This is a genomic window from Staphylococcus durrellii (genome assembly GCF_015594545.1).
GTDB classification, from domain to species: Bacteria; Bacillota; Bacilli; order Staphylococcales; family Staphylococcaceae; genus Staphylococcus; species Staphylococcus durrellii.
The window spans coordinates 1,574,910-1,589,742 of sequence record NZ_JADIIO010000001.1 but is presented as its reverse complement, the minus strand read 5'-3'; the positions used below and the strand labels follow the sequence as shown (position 1 = coordinate 1,589,742).

General features: G+C 33.5%; 14 protein-coding genes. 13 read left to right on the top strand and 1 reads right to left on the bottom strand.

Going from position 1 to position 14,833, the window contains the following annotated elements; all coding sequences use genetic code 11:
- The first annotated feature begins 1 nt into the window (after position 1).
- The 6 genes from rlmN to ISP02_RS07635 all read left to right on the top strand — a co-directional run bounded on the left by rlmN (position 2) and on the right by ISP02_RS07635 (position 6,194).
- Positions 2–1,096 carry a 23S rRNA (adenine(2503)-C(2))-methyltransferase RlmN gene (rlmN, locus tag ISP02_RS07660; RefSeq protein WP_195720988.1) on the top strand — a complete coding sequence of 365 codons (1,095 nt, stop codon included), beginning with the start codon at positions 2–4 and terminating at the stop codon, positions 1,094–1,096.
- Between the two features lie 7 nt (positions 1,097–1,103).
- A complete protein-coding gene (locus ISP02_RS07655) occupies positions 1,104–1,847 on the top strand; it encodes a Stp1/IreP family PP2C-type Ser/Thr phosphatase (protein ID WP_195720987.1) in 744 nt (247 codons plus the stop codon).
- The gene (gene pknB, locus ISP02_RS07650; RefSeq protein ID WP_195720986.1) at positions 1,844–3,886 is read left to right on the top strand and encodes a Stk1 family PASTA domain-containing Ser/Thr kinase; all 2,043 of its coding nucleotides are present in this window, start codon (positions 1,844–1,846) and stop codon (positions 3,884–3,886) included. The genes ISP02_RS07655 and pknB overlap by 4 nt, the downstream gene beginning before the upstream one ends.
- 147 nt (positions 3,887–4,033) lie before the next feature.
- A complete protein-coding gene (gene rsgA, locus ISP02_RS07645; RefSeq protein ID WP_195721847.1) occupies positions 4,034–4,909 on the top strand; it encodes a ribosome small subunit-dependent GTPase A in 876 nt (291 codons plus the stop codon).
- Positions 4,910–5,554, top strand: coding sequence for a ribulose-phosphate 3-epimerase (gene rpe, locus ISP02_RS07640; protein ID WP_195720985.1), 645 nt, complete (start codon positions 4,910–4,912; stop codon positions 5,552–5,554).
- A 4-nt stretch (positions 5,555–5,558) separates the two neighbouring features.
- Positions 5,559–6,194 carry a thiamine diphosphokinase gene (locus ISP02_RS07635; protein ID WP_195720984.1) on the top strand — a complete coding sequence of 212 codons (636 nt, stop codon included), beginning with the start codon at positions 5,559–5,561 and terminating at the stop codon, positions 6,192–6,194.
- 60 nt (positions 6,195–6,254) lie between these two features.
- On the opposite strand, the gene rpmB is transcribed toward ISP02_RS07635, so the two are convergent.
- Entirely contained in the window at positions 6,255–6,443 is a 189-nt protein-coding gene (gene rpmB, locus ISP02_RS07630; RefSeq protein ID WP_061854869.1) for a 50S ribosomal protein L28, read from the bottom strand.
- Positions 6,444–6,685: 242 nt separating this feature from the next.
- Between rpmB and ISP02_RS07625 the strand changes: the two genes are divergently transcribed.
- From ISP02_RS07625 to plsX, 7 genes are all read left to right on the top strand, one after another.
- Complete coding sequence (locus ISP02_RS07625; RefSeq protein WP_195720983.1) at positions 6,686–7,057, top strand: Asp23/Gls24 family envelope stress response protein; 372 nt, start codon at positions 6,686–6,688, stop codon at positions 7,055–7,057.
- 14 nt (positions 7,058–7,071) lie between these two features.
- Positions 7,072–8,715 (top strand): fatty acid kinase catalytic subunit FakA, encoded by a 1,644-nt coding sequence (gene fakA, locus ISP02_RS07620; protein WP_195720982.1) that lies wholly within the window; start codon positions 7,072–7,074, stop codon positions 8,713–8,715.
- A 233-nt stretch (positions 8,716–8,948) separates the two neighbouring features.
- Positions 8,949–9,614, top strand: coding sequence for an L-serine ammonia-lyase, iron-sulfur-dependent subunit beta (gene sdaAB, locus ISP02_RS07615; RefSeq protein WP_195720981.1), 666 nt, complete (start codon positions 8,949–8,951; stop codon positions 9,612–9,614).
- 12 nt (positions 9,615–9,626) lie between these two features.
- A complete protein-coding gene (gene sdaAA / locus ISP02_RS07610; protein WP_195720980.1) occupies positions 9,627–10,496 on the top strand; it encodes an L-serine ammonia-lyase, iron-sulfur-dependent, subunit alpha in 870 nt (289 codons plus the stop codon).
- Positions 10,497–10,498: 2 nt separating this feature from the next.
- Positions 10,499–12,547, top strand: coding sequence for an ATP-dependent DNA helicase RecG (recG, locus tag ISP02_RS07605; RefSeq protein ID WP_195720979.1), 2,049 nt, complete (start codon positions 10,499–10,501; stop codon positions 12,545–12,547).
- A gap of 746 nt (positions 12,548–13,293) precedes the next feature.
- A complete protein-coding gene (gene fapR / locus ISP02_RS07600; RefSeq protein ID WP_195720978.1) occupies positions 13,294–13,863 on the top strand; it encodes a transcription factor FapR in 570 nt (189 codons plus the stop codon).
- Complete coding sequence (gene plsX / locus ISP02_RS07595; protein ID WP_195720977.1) at positions 13,856–14,833, top strand: phosphate acyltransferase PlsX; 978 nt, start codon at positions 13,856–13,858, stop codon at positions 14,831–14,833. Before fapR ends, plsX begins: the two co-directional genes overlap by 8 nt.

Below are 14,833 nucleotides of genomic sequence, written 5' to 3'. Positions count from 1 at the left end.
TATGATTACAGCCGAAAAAAAGAAAAAAAATAAGTTTTTACCGGATTTTGAGAAACAATCGATTTATTCTCTTAGATATGATGAGATACAAAGTTGGTTGGTAGAACATAAGCAACAAAAATTCAGAGCAAAGCAAATATATGAATGGTTATATGAAAAAAGAGTAAATAACTTTGATGAAATGACAAATTTATCGAAAGATTTAAGAGAATTGTTGGAAGCCAATTTTGTAATGACTACGTTGTCGACAGTAGTAAAACAAGAAAGTAAAGATGGGACGATTAAATTTTTATTTGAACTACAGGATGGATATACGATAGAAACAGTACTGATGAGACACGAATATGGGAATTCAGTTTGTGTAACGACTCAAGTTGGATGCCGTATAGGTTGTACTTTTTGTGCATCTACTTTAGGTGGCTTAAAACGGAATCTGGAAGCTGGAGAAATAGTTTCGCAAGTGTTAACTGTGCAAAAAGCATTAGATGAAACTGAGGAACGTGTATCTCAAATAGTAATTATGGGTATCGGTGAACCATTTGAAAATTATGATGAAATGATGGATTTCTTAAAAATAGTTAACGACGATAATGGTTTGAATATTGGTGCTCGTCATATTACAGTTTCTACATCTGGTATTATTCCACGAATTTATGATTTTGCAGATGAAGATATACAAATTAATTTTGCTGTAAGCCTGCATGGTGCTAAAGATGAAATTCGTTCTAGACTTATGCCTATTAATAGAGCATATAATGTAGAGAAATTAATGGAAGCAATTGAGTATTATCAAGAAAAAACGAACCGTCGTATTACATTTGAATATGGTTTATTTGGTGGAGTAAATGATCAGCTAGAGCATGCAAGAGAATTAGCTCACTTAATTCAAAACTTAAATTGTCATGTTAATTTAATACCTGTCAATCACGTTCCTGAACGTAACTATGTGAAGACGCCGAAAGAAGACATTTTCAAATTTGAAAAAGAGCTTAAGCGTTTAGGTATTAATGCTACAATCAGAAGAGAACAAGGATCTGACATTGACGCAGCATGTGGTCAATTAAGAGCTAAGGAACGACAAGTAGAAACGAGGTAGAGATCAAATGCTAAAGGCACAATTTTATACTGACAAAGGTCAATATCGTGAAAATAATGAAGATGCGGGCGGCGTATTTTACAATAAAACAAGTCAACAGCTATTAGTTTTATGTGATGGTATGGGTGGACATCAAGCAGGTGAAGTGGCTAGTCAATTCGTAACAAAAGAATTGCAGCAACGCTTCGAGGAAGAAAACTTAATAGAAGATTATCAAGCAGAAGATTGGTTACGTACGACATTAAAAAATATTAATCGCGAGCTTTATCAGTTATCAATAGATCGTCCTGAATATAGTGGTATGGGGACGACGTGTGTTTGTGCATTAGTATTTGATGATTATATCGTTGTTGCAAATATTGGAGATTCTCGAGCTTATTTAATAAATAGTAGAGATGTAGATCAAATTACAAGCGACCATTCATTTGTTAATCATCTTGTAATGATTGGTCAAATTACTGAGGAAGAAGCCTTTAGCCATCCTCAGCGTAATATTATTACTAAAGTGATGGGGACAGATAAATTAGTTTCGCCTGATATTTTTGTTAAACGTTTTAATTATTATGATTATCTTATTTTAAATTCTGATGGATTAACTGATTACGTTAGGGATAATCAACTTCAAGAAATTATCGGCGATAATGATTCTATTGATAGTATTGGTGCTAAACTTATAGAAGTAGCATTAACTAATGATTCCAATGACAATATTAGTTTCGTGCTCGCACAGATTGAAGGTGACAAAGTATGATAGGCAAAGTAATAAATGACCGTTATAAAGTGATTGAAAAGCTTGGTGGCGGGGGGATGAGCATTGTCTATCTTGCTGAAGATACAATTTTAAATCGTAAAGTTGCAATAAAAGCTATTTCTATCGCAGCCAATGAGAAAGAAGAAACGATTGAGCGTTTTGAAAGGGAAGTACATAACCTTACTCAACTTTCTCATAAAAATATTGTTAACGTTTATGATGTTACTGAAAATGATGATTGCTTTTTCATTGTCATGGAATATATCGATGGGCCAACATTATCCGAATATATTGCGAATCATAAACCATTAGATATTCAGACTATCACTAATTTTACTGAGCAAATTATCGATGGTATTAAACATGCTCATGAAACAAAAATTGTACACAGAGATATAAAACCACAAAACATTTTAATCGAAAAAGATAAAACTTTAAAAATACTAGATTTTGGTATTGCTAAAGCGCTAAGTGAAACGACTATGACTCAAACGAATCATGTACTCGGAACCGTTCAATATTTATCTCCTGAACAAGCTCGAGGAGAATCTACAGATAGTGGCACAGATATTTATTCTATTGGTGTTGTCTTATACGAAATGTTAGTAGGTAAACCACCATATAACGGCGAAAATGCAATAAGTATTGCAATAAAACATATTCAAGATGATATGCCTAATCCGACCGATCAACGTTTAGATATTCCTCAAGCGTTAAGCAATGTTGTTTTAAAAGCAACTGAAAAGAATAAAAAAGAACGTTATCAATCTGTAGATGAAATGCAAGAGGACTTAACAAGTGTGTTATCAGATAATAGAGCGAATGAAGGTAAATATATATCTGAGGATATGGCTACAACAACGATGGAATTTGATAAAGATGAAATCAAAGAGCGTACTCGACAAGAAAATAACAATAACATCGAGCAAACGATGCAAATTCCTATCGTTGATCATCAAAAATTCCAATCTACTGAAGAACATATTTACGCACCGCCTCGTAAAAAAAGATCAAAGAAGAAAAAGTTTTTTTATGCTTTTATTTTAGTCTTATTACTCTTTGGTCTGTTCAGTTTTATAGCAATGGGCATGTTCGGCAATAAATATTTAGAAACGCCCAATTTAAGCGGTAAAACAGAGAAACAGGCAGAAACAATTTTATCTCAAAAACAACTTAAGTTAGGCGAAACGTCGCGAGCATATAGTGATAAATATGATGTCAATAAAATCATTAAAACTACTCCATCAAAAGGTTCTAGATTAAAACAAAATAGTAAAGTCGATATCGTTTTATCTAAAGGACCTAAAACTGCTAAAATGCCCCAATTATATGGTGTTTCTAAGGATGAAGCGGTTAAAAGATTAAAAGACTTAGGTTTTAAAAATGTAAAAACAGATAGAGCTTACACTAAAAATAATCTTGCTAAAGGCCTGATTGAGAAACAAAGTATTGCTGCAGGAAATAATGTTAAGTTGAGTAGCAATGATATAAAATTAACTGAATCATTAGGAGTTAAACAAGTTTACGTTAACAACTTTGAAAAGAAATCATTTAAAGACGCTCGTTCAAAACTTGAAAGTAAAGGATTTAACGTCGTCGTCACATCTGAGAAAAATGACGATAAAATCAGCAAAGGTTCTGTCATTAGTCAAACTCCAAAAGATAAAGAAATAGATGAGGGTTCTACCATATCTTTTGTTGTCTCTAAAGGTAAAGATAAAAAAGAAGATGACGATAAAGATAAAAAAGAAGATAAGGATAAGCGTAAAAATGACGACGATGATGATGATGAAATGACCAAAACATATACGCAAACAGTCGTTGTGCCATATACGGGTAAAGATGATAAAAGTCAAGAAGTGAAAGTGTATATTAGAGATAAAGATAATTCTGGTTCATCAGTTGCCCAAACGTATAAAATCAAAAAAGATAAAACAATTAAAATTCCAATGAAAATAGCTAAAGATAAGACAGCGGGATACACGGTTAGAGTTGACGACAAAGTCGTGTCAGATAAAGATATACCATATGATTTTTAATGTTATATAGAGGTTTAGACAGGTTTTAATATTATTTATTAGAACTTTGTCTTACCTCTTTTATTTTATTCATAGGTTATTTATTATTTAAAATAAGTTTGCTTTGCTATAATATGAAAAGTAACAGTAATGAAAAGAGGTGCAAATTTGAAAACTGGACGTATCATTAAATCATTGAGTGGTGTATATCGTGTAGATGTACAAGGAGAAATGTTTGATACAAAGCCTCGAGGTTTATTTAGAAAGAATAAATTCTCTCCCATAGTTGGGGATGTAGTAGACTTTGATGTAGAAAATAAAACTGAAGGTTATATTCAAAATGTACATGAACGAAAGAATGAATTAAAAAGGCCACCGGTGAGTAACATTGATCACTTAATTATCGTAATGAGTGCTGTTGAGCCAGACTTTTCAACGCAATTATTAGATAGATTTTTAGTTATTGCACATTCATACCACTTACGTCCTCGAATTTTGATTACTAAAAAAGATTTAGCGACGTCAGCAGTTCTGCAAAACATTCAACAAAAACTAAGTACTTATGCTGATATTGGATATCAAATTCAATTTATTGGTAAGGATAGTAATATTACGGCGGTCTTCAATGAATGGGGAGAGGGTTTAGCAGTCTTAAGTGGACAATCAGGTGTAGGCAAATCTACTTTATTAAATCATTATTTTCCAGAATTAGAACTTGAAACGCAGCATATCTCTAAATCTTTAAATCGTGGTCGACATACTACGCGCCATGTAGAGCTATTTGAACGTAGTAATGGTTTTATTGCGGATACACCAGGATTTAGTGCGTTAGACTTTGATCACATTCAAAAAGAAGAAGTGAAAGAATTTTTTATAGATATTAATGAACTTGGTGCATTGTGTAAGTTTCGAGATTGCAATCATATTAATGAACCAAAATGTAACGTAAAGCATGAATTGACTCAAGGCAATCTTGCTCAATTTAGATATGATCATTATGTTCAATTATTTAACGAGATTAGTAACAGAAAGGAAAGATACTAAATGGCAAAGATTTTCCCATCATTATTATCAGCGGATTTTTTACAATTAGAGGAAGAATTAACTCATTTAGAAGCAGCAGGCGTAGATGGAGTGCATTTTGATGTAATGGATGGTCAGTTTGTTCCTAATATTTCAATAGGCATACCAGTTTTAGAAGCAGTACGTAGAGGGACGTCTTTACCGATAGATGTGCATTTAATGATTGAATCACCGGAAAAGTATATAGAATTATTCGCAGAAAACGGAGCAGATATGATATCGGTGCATGTCGAAGCAACACCACATATACATAGAGTCATTCAACAAATTAAAAATGCAAAGAAAAAAGCAGGTGTAGTTATTAATCCTGGTACACCAGTTGAGTCTATATTACCGGTTATTGATATGGTTGACTACGTATTGGTGATGACAGTGAACCCAGGCTTTGGAGGACAAGCTTTTATCGAATCCACTATTACGAAACTAAAACAATTATCTAGTATTAAATCGGCAAATGATTTAACATTCGATATTGAAGTTGACGGTGGTATTAACGACGAAACAGTCGATAAAGTGATTGAAAATGGAGCTACAATGTTAGTTGCTGGTTCATACTTTTTTGGACATCAAAATTACGATGATGCAGTAAAACGATTAAAAGGATGATGTTATGCATATAAATTTATTGTGTAGCAATAGAAATACCCCACAGCAATTACTTGAAAATAAGAAAGATGAAGAATGGGGCGGTGTTGATCGAGGCGTTTTAATTTTAATTCAAAATGATATAAACCCGGTATTCACAATAGGAGATTTTGATTCGGTCACTGCTGAAGAAAGACAAATGTTAATTGATAGTTTTGGAATAAATCCTGTGAATGCAGAAAAGGATGATACAGATTTAGCTATAGCTGTTGAAGAAGCAGTGAAGCGTGGCTATTTAGAAATTTATATATATGGTGCGACAGGTGGTAGGTTAGATCATTTTATGGGCGCATTACAAATTTTAGAAAAGCCCGAATATCAGCGTTTGAATGTTAAAATTGTTATCGTTGATCAACAAAATGAAATTCAATACCTAACTGCAGGTCACTATAACGTCAAAAAACAAGAAAACTTGAAATACATCTCATTTATACCGGTCAGTTATCCAACCTCTATATCATTAATCAACTTTAAGTACCCGCTAGAACGTCAAAACTTAGAACTAGGTTCTACTTTAACCATTTCTAATGAATTAGAGGCAGAATCAGGCGTTGTAGAATTACATAAAGGTACTGTACTGATGATCAAATCTTCAGATTAAGTCAAATAAAAAAGACCAATCCTCCACATAAGGATTGGTCTTTTATGTGCATTATATTTATTAAACTCTAGTAACTTTACCAGATTTTAAAGCACGTGCAGAAACCCAAACTTTTTTAGGTTTTCCGTCTACAAGAATTCTAACTTTTTGAAGGTTAGCATTCCATCTACGTTTCGTAGCGTTTAAAGCGTGTGAACGATTGTTACCAGTTGAAGCTTTACGACCTGTTACGTAACATTGTTTGCCCATGAAAGTACCTCCTTTAATAAATATAAATACACGTATCTACTACATACTTGAATAATGTATCACATTTCATAAGCCAAAGCAATAAAATTTAATATTATAAGATATTTTACTTTTAGATGAGCCAAAATATGCTATAATAATGCGAAATGAAATATTGTAACTGTTTGTAAGTTACATATCATTAACGTTAAATAGCAAATTTGAAACTAAACAATTACAGCACAAATAGGAGGGTAACGACAATGACATTGGAAATAAACAATGATTATGGGAACATAGATATTTCTAATGATGTTATCGCTACTGTAGTTGGTAGCAAAGTTGTAGAATGTTATGGAATCGTGGGAATGGCATCTAAACAACAAGTGAGAGATGGCATAGCTGAAATATTAGGGCATGAAAATTATGCTAAAGGTATTGTTATAAATAATACAAATGACAGTATAAACGTTGATATGTATGTTATTGTAAGCTATGGTGTAAAAATTTCAGAAGTCGCTAGCAATGTACAAGCGACAGTTAAATATACTTTAGAACAAGCATTAAAAGTAAACGTAAATGCTATAAATATACATGTGCAAGGCTTAAGAATGAATAATGGTAAGGACAATTAGGAGGACAATACATAATGGTACGTACAATTGATGGTAAATTATTTGCGGACATGATTTTTCAAGGAGCGCAAAATTTATCAAATCATGCAGACTTGGTAGATTCACTAAATGTTTATCCAGTTCCGGATGGTGATACTGGAACGAACATGAACTTAACAATGACATCAGGAAAAGAAGCGGTGGAGCAAAATCTATCAATGCATGTAGGAGCACAAGGTAAAACATTTGCTAAAGGGCTGTTAATGGGAGCAAGAGGTAACTCAGGCGTTATACTTTCACAAATTTTTAGAGGATTTTGCAACAATCTAGAAGAATTAGCGACAATTGATGCAAAGCAGTTTGCAGAAAGTATACAAACAGGAGTTAAAACAGCTTATAACGCCATAATGAAACCTGTTGAAGGCACAATATTAACGGTTGCTAAAGATGCAGGTGCTGCAGCGTTAGAAAAAATGGAAGAAACAGATGATTGCATTGAATTGTTATCTTATGTAGTTGATGTAGCTAATCAATCATTGGAAAATACACCTAATTTATTACCAGTGTTAAAAGAAGTTGGTGTTGTCGACAGTGGTGGTAAAGGTTTAGTGCTTATTTATGAAGGGTTTTTAAGTGCACTAAAAGGTGAAACTATTCCAAGTGATAAAGCTAAAGTAGGTACAGATACAATTGTTAATGAAGCACATGACTTTCATGGCGTTATAAGTACTGATGATATTAAGTACGGTTATTGTACTGAGATGATGGTTCGCTTTGATAGTCAGTTAAAAGATTATGATGAAAATCAATTTAGAGAAGACATGAGCACATTTGGTGATTCTTTATTAGTTGTTAGTGATGATGAAATAGTGAAAGTACATGTACACACTGAAAAGCCAGGTGAAGTATTTAATTATGGGCAGGGTTATGGTGAATTAATAAAACTTAAAGTTGAAAATATGAGAGAACAACATAGAGAAGTTGTGAAAAAAGAGCAGCATAATCAATCACTATCTGAAACAGTAGATACTGCCATTATTACTATTTCAATGGGAGAAGGTATATCTGAACTATTTAAATCGATGGGTGCGACTAACGTCATTAATGGCGGTCAAACGATGAATCCTTCAACGCAAGATATTATTAAAGTAATCGAACAAACGCAATGTGAACGTGCTATCATTTTACCAAACAATAAAAATATATTAATGGCAAGCGAACAGGCGGCTGATTTAGTAGATGCTGATGCAGTTGTAATTCCAACAAAATCCATTCCGCAAGGTCTAGCAGCGTTGTTTAATTTAGATAGTAATGATAGCTTAGTAGACAATAAAGAGCGCATGGTTCAATCATTAGAAACGGTAAATTCAGGCGCGATAACTTATGCTGTAAGAGATAGTAAAATTGATGGTGTAGACGTTAAGGAAAATGACTTTATTGGTTTGTTAGAAGATAAGATTGTCGCAACAAATGTAAATCAATTTGAAACGATAAAATCTTTGCTGTCGAATATGATTAAAGAGGATAGTGAAATCATAACTATTATCGAAGGATTAGAGTCTACTGATGACAATACGCAACAAACGATAGAGTGGTTAGAAGAGCAGTATCCGGAAATTGAAATTGATCAACATGATGGTCAACAACCTGTATATCCATATTTATTTGCAGTAGAATAGCGTTTCTATTGAAAATATACGTAATTAAGCTAATGCTTAATTACGTATATTTTTGTGTGCTATATTGAGCGCTGACTTTTTAGCTTAAAGGTAAGAAATAGTTGCGAATTTTATTTATGCTTTGTTCAACCGATAATAGTTTATAAAAAGAGTGTAGCTTGTTATAATAATATGGACGCAAATATGTAAGCGCAACACTTTAGAATTATTAAAAATTATTGTGGGGTATTGTTATGAAATATAAAAGTGTTTTTGACATCATTGGACCAACAATGGTAGGGCCATCATCATCTCACACGGCAGGTGCAGTCAGAATAGGTCTAGTGGCAAAAGACTTGTTTGGTAAAATACCACAACAAGCTGATATCTATTTATATGGTTCATTTATGGAAACATATAGGGGGCACGGTACTGACGTAGCTTTAGTAGGTGGATTGCTAGGTTATGATACTGATGATGATCGTATAACTACAAGTTTAGAAACGGCAGAAAAAGTCGGAATGAAAGTGAATTTTATCGAAATGTCAGAAGAACGTTCTCATCCTAACACTGCTATTATTAATATGAGAGATGGAGACAAAGAAATTTCTGTTGAAGGCGTTTCAATTGGTGGCGGAAAAATTGAAATTATTGCAATTAATGGCTTTAATATCGCAATAAGTGGTAATTATCCAGCTTTACTTGTTTTTCATAAAGATACTTTTGGCACAATTGGACGTGTGGCAAACATTTTAGGAGAATCCAGTATTAATGTTGGAAGTATGCAAGTTGCACGTAAGGAAAAAGGTGATCAAGCTTTAATGACTTGCGAATTAGATGACGCTATTAATGATGAAATTATAGAGAGAATAAAAAACGTCGATGGTGTAGTGACTGTTTCACTCATGGGCGACGCCTAATGGAGGAATAGCATGTTTAAAAGTGTGAAAGAATTAATTGCAATTTGTGAATCAGAAAACAAGAAGATTCATGAAGTAATGCTCGAGCAAGAAATGGAAGTTACAGGACTATCTGAAGAAGAAGTTTACGCTAGCATGGACAAAAATTTGCAAACGATGGAAAATGCATTAGATGAAGGACTTGAAGGAGTTACATCAACAACAGGACTTACTGGTGGAGATGCAGTATTAATTAAAAAATATCTTGCAACAGGTGAATCTTTAGCAGGTAATACACTACTAGATGCTGTAAGTAAAGCTGTTGCTACAAATGAAGTAAACGCAGCCATGGGTAAAATATGTGCTACACCAACTGCAGGTTCTGCAGGTGTAGTACCCGGTGTGTTATTTGGATTGAAGCCGAGATTAAATCCTTCGAGAAGAGATATGTTAAATTTTCTTCTAACATCAGGTGCATTTGGTTTTGTTGTAGCAAACAATGCTTCAATTTCAGGTGCAGCAGGTGGTTGCCAAGCTGAAGTTGGTTCAGCAGCAGCAATGGCAGCAGCAGCAAGTGTAGAATTAGCTGGCGGTTCAGCACAACAATCGGCTGAAGCTTTTGCAATTTGCTTAAAAAATATGCTAGGTTTAGTATGTGATCCAGTTGCTGGTTTAGTAGAAGTGCCATGTGTGAAACGTAATGCAGCAGGCGCATCTAATGCGATTGTTTCTGCCGACATGGCGTTAGCTGGCGTAACTTCAAGGATTCCAACTGATGAAGTAATTGAAGCAATGTATAAAATAGGACAAACAATGCCTTCTGCTCTTAGAGAAACAGGACGTGGAGGACTTGCAGGTACTCCTACAGGGCAACGTTTAAAACAAGAAATATTTGGTGATTAATTATGTCAAAAGTCAATTTAATAGAGAGCCCTTTTCCATTGTCTAAAATTAAAGGCCTAGGGCCGAAACGGTTGGCAGTGTTAAATGAACTTAATATTAATACAGTTGAGGATTTAATCTTATACTTACCAACACGTTATGAAGATAATACTATAATTGACTTAACTGAGGCCGAAGATCAATCTATAGTGACAGTTGTAGGTGAAGTTTACTCTTCTCCAACTGTCGCTTTTTTTGGTCGTAATAAATCGAAATTAACGGTTCATTTAATGGTGAATAATATTGCTGTCAAATGTGTATTTTTTAATCAAGCGTATTTAAAAAAGAAAATAGAATTACATGGAAAAGTTATCGTTAAAGGGAAGTGGCTTAGAAATAAGCAAGAAATTAATGGGAATAGAATGTTTTTTAATGAAGATAATATGAGTGACGATGAACAATTTGAACCCGTCTATCGAATTAAAGAAGGTATTCAACAAAAACCTCTACGAGACATGATTCGACAAGTATTAGATGAAGTCACGATACACGAATGGTTATCTCAAGCATTAAGAGACAAATATAAATTAGAAACACTAGAACAAACTTTAAAAGCGTTACATTGTGCTACGGATAAACAATCATTATTAAAGGCGAGACGCAGTTATGCATTTACTGAATTATTTTTATTCGAGTTAAGAATGCAATGGCTTAATCGATTAGAAAAAACATCTGACGAAGCAGTTGAAATAGACTATGATATCGAAAAAGTAAAGCAATTTATTAGTAATTTGCCTTTTGAATTGACTGAAGCACAAAAATCGAGTGTTAATGAAATTTTTAGAGATTTAAAGGCACCCATTAGGATGCATCGATTATTGCAAGGGGACGTTGGTTCAGGTAAAACTGTAGTCGCTGCAATATGTATGTATGCTTTGAAAACCTCAGGGTACCAATCAGCTTTAATGGTACCGACAGAAATTTTGGCAGAACAACATGCTGAGAGTCTCGTTGACTTATTTGGAGATACGATGAACGTAGCTTTACTTACAGGTTCGGTAAAAGGAAAAAAAAGAAAAGTATTACTACAACAATTGGCAGAAGGGACTATAGATTGTCTCATTGGCACGCATGCTCTAATTCAAGAAGATGTTATATTTGATAATGTCGGATTAGTGATTACAGATGAGCAACATCGCTTTGGTGTTAATCAAAGACAATTGTTGAGAGAAAAAGGTGCAATGACAAATGTGCTATTTATGACTGCAACGCCGATACCCAGAACATTAGCAATTTCGGTATTTGGTGAGATGGATGTTTCATCTATAAAACAACTGCCACGCGGTCGAAAACCAATTATAACAAGTTGGTCTAAACATGAAGCATACGAAGATGTATTGAAACAAATGACGGCTGAACTTAACAAGGGTCGACAAGCTTATGTTGTTTGTCCTTTGATTGAAAGTTCGGAACACCTAGAAGATGTACAAAACGTGATAGCTTTATTCGAATCATTAAAAGCATATTATGGTGAACAACGTGTCGGAATCCTACATGGTAGATTATCGAGTGAAGACAAAGATAATGTGATGCAAAGATTTAGTGATCATGAGATAGATATACTCGTATCGACGACGGTTGTTGAAGTAGGAGTAAATGTACCCAACGCTACATTTATGATGATTTATGATGCCGATCGATTTGGATTGTCTACCTTACATCAGTTACGTGGTCGTGTTGGCAGAAGCGATCAACAAAGTTATTGCGTTTTAATCGCTTCGCCTAAAACAGAAGTTGGCATCGAACGTATGAATATTATGACGCAAACTACTGATGGATTTGAATTAAGTGAACGAGATTTAGAAATGCGCGGTCCTGGTGATTTCTTTGGAGTGAAGCAAAGTGGATTACCTGATTTTTTAGTAGCAAATGTGGTTGAAGACTATAAAATGTTAGAAGTTGCTAGGGATGAAGCTGCAGAACTTATTCAATCTGGAGCATTTTTCTCGAGCGAATATGATCGATTAAGACATTTTGTAGAACGTAACTTGTTATATACAAGTTTTGATTAACTGACAATGTTCAAGCAAAATTATATAAATAAAATGCTTGCTCAAAACATTAAATCTTGAGCGAGCATTTTATTTAATGCATAACTTATTTTAAAACACCAACTTCGTTCCACGTCTTATCTATGGCCATACATGCTTTGCTTTTTACACTATATAATTAAGGTTGTAGGACACTTTAGCATCATGGAATTTAATATTAAATGTTATATAATATATAATCTTTAGCTGTTGATTTAATCGTTAAGTATGCGGCTTTATTAAGGATATAACTATTAATGTGACCACCTTCCACTATCATTTACTGGAGGTTTTTTGCATAAAAATTAAAGTATTTCAAACTATTTTTGTGTATTTTTCTATAGCATTAGCAACACGAGTAGATAAATAAAGATAGAGAAGCGTACGAATTTCATGTACTTGTCCAAAATATGTTTTTAGAGTTTCCTTTAAAATTGAATAACTCACTTGAGTAATTATTTTTATTTTGCAATATACAATAGATAGCAGTAAAACATACAATGTTTAGGAAATAATCTCGATAATAAATTGAGTTCATTAACTAAGAGTACTCTAAATTAGATTAATAATAATATAAGTGTATAGTTGAATTTAATAGAGACTATTCGTTTTTATAAGAAGGGAGACTGAAGAAATCACATAATTGTTGAGCAATTAAATTAGAAAGTGTTATGATATGTTAGGAATGTTTAAGACTTGGTACTAAAAATTATTAAGGAGGGTATTTTGTGAAGTTAAAAAAACAAGCAAGACGAGACTCAATAAAAAAAGAAATAGAGCGAAATCCCTTCATAACTGATATAGATTTAAGTGAAAAGTTTGATGTAAGTATTCAAACGATACGCTTAGATCGCACCAATTTAAATATTCCTGAATTACGCAAGCGAATTAAAAATGTTGCTAAAGAAAATCATGATAGAATTCGTTCGATTGATGGTAGTGAAATTATAGGCGACGTTATAAACGTTGAACCAAATAAACATGCAGTGTCTATTATTAATATAGGAGAAGATTCAGTTTTTTCTCGTAATTTAATCGCTAGAGGGCATGTACTTTTTGCTCAAGCCAATTCACTCTGTGTAGCATTAATACATAAACCAGTCGTTTTAACAAAAGAAAGTAATATTAAATTCCTTAGAACTGTTAAATTAAATGATATCGTAACTGCCGAAGCACAAGTTGTAGAATATAAAGAAAAATATTATATTATTGAAGTGAAATCATATGTAAAAGAGAGACAAGTTTTTGGTGGCACTTTCAAAATGTATTATACAAGTGAGGATGAAATAAATGGTTAAAATTGCAATTGATATGATGGGTGGAGACGATGCACCTCAAATTGTACTTGAAGCTGTAGAGAGAGCAGTTAATGATTTTAAAGATTTAGAAATTATATTATTCGGTGATAAAGATCAATGTAATTTAAACCACGGACGCGTTGAAGTACGACATTGTTCTGAAAGAATTACGATGGAAGATGAACCAGTAAGAGCAATAAAACGAAAGAAAGATAGTTCGATGGTGCGTATGGCTGAAGCGGTAAAAGCTGGTGAAGCAGATGGTTGTGTATCTGCAGGTAATACTGGTGCGCTAATGTCTGCTGGCTTATTTATTGTAGGTCGTATCAAAGGAGTTGCTAGACCCGCTTTAGTCGTTACTTTACCTACTACCTCTGGTAAAGGTTTTGTATTTATGGATGTTGGTGCTAATGCTGATGCCAAAGCCGAACATTTAGTACAATATGCCCAATTAGGTAATATCTATGCACAAAAAATACGTGGCATTGAACAGCCTTCTGTTGGTTTACTAAATATTGGTACTGAAGCTGCAAAAGGTAACGCTTTAACGAAAAAAGCATTTAATTTAATGGAAGAACAAAATGACTTTAAATTTAATGGCAATGTAGAAGCTAAAGGTTTAATGGAAGACGCTGCTGATGTTATTGTAACTGATGGATATACAGGTAATATGATATTGAAAAATTTAGAAGGCGTAGCCAAAGCATTTGGAAAAATGTTTAAAGATACTTTATTGAGTAGTTTTAAAAATAAAATGGCTGCTTTAATCTTACGTAAAGACTTACAAGGCTTAACTCGTAAAATGGACTACGCTGAATATGGTGGTTCGGTATTGCTTGGATTAGATGGCATCGTTGTAAAAGCACACGGTAGTTCAAGTGCTAAAGCGTTTTACTCTGCAATTAGACAAGCTAAAATTGCTGGAGAGCAGGAAATTGTTAAAACTATGAGAGAAACGGTTGGTGAATAA

What these genes read in the sequence shown, in the direction of transcription:
- rlmN (WP_195720988.1), top strand. Translation starts at nt 2, where the DNA reads ATGATTACAGCCGAAAAAAAGAAAAAAAATAAGTTTTTACCGGATTTT.
- rpe (WP_195720985.1), top strand. Translation starts at nt 4,910, where the DNA reads ATGGCAAAGATTTTCCCATCATTATTATCAGCGGATTTTTTACAATTA.
- sdaAB (WP_195720981.1), top strand. Translation starts at nt 8,949, where the DNA reads ATGAAATATAAAAGTGTTTTTGACATCATTGGACCAACAATGGTAGGG.
- fakA (WP_195720982.1), top strand. Translation starts at nt 7,072, where the DNA reads ATGGTACGTACAATTGATGGTAAATTATTTGCGGACATGATTTTTCAA.
- recG (WP_195720979.1), top strand. Translation starts at nt 10,499, where the DNA reads ATGTCAAAAGTCAATTTAATAGAGAGCCCTTTTCCATTGTCTAAAATT.
- ISP02_RS07655 (WP_195720987.1), top strand. Translation starts at nt 1,104, where the DNA reads ATGCTAAAGGCACAATTTTATACTGACAAAGGTCAATATCGTGAAAAT.
- plsX (WP_195720977.1), top strand. Translation starts at nt 13,856, where the DNA reads ATGGTTAAAATTGCAATTGATATGATGGGTGGAGACGATGCACCTCAA.
- pknB (WP_195720986.1), top strand. Translation starts at nt 1,844, where the DNA reads ATGATAGGCAAAGTAATAAATGACCGTTATAAAGTGATTGAAAAGCTT.
- ISP02_RS07635 (WP_195720984.1), top strand. Translation starts at nt 5,559, where the DNA reads ATGCATATAAATTTATTGTGTAGCAATAGAAATACCCCACAGCAATTA.
- sdaAA (WP_195720980.1), top strand. Translation starts at nt 9,627, where the DNA reads ATGTTTAAAAGTGTGAAAGAATTAATTGCAATTTGTGAATCAGAAAAC.
- rpmB (WP_061854869.1), bottom strand. Translation starts at nt 6,443, where the DNA reads ATGGGCAAACAATGTTACGTAACAGGTCGTAAAGCTTCAACTGGTAAC.
- ISP02_RS07625 (WP_195720983.1), top strand. Translation starts at nt 6,686, where the DNA reads ATGACATTGGAAATAAACAATGATTATGGGAACATAGATATTTCTAAT.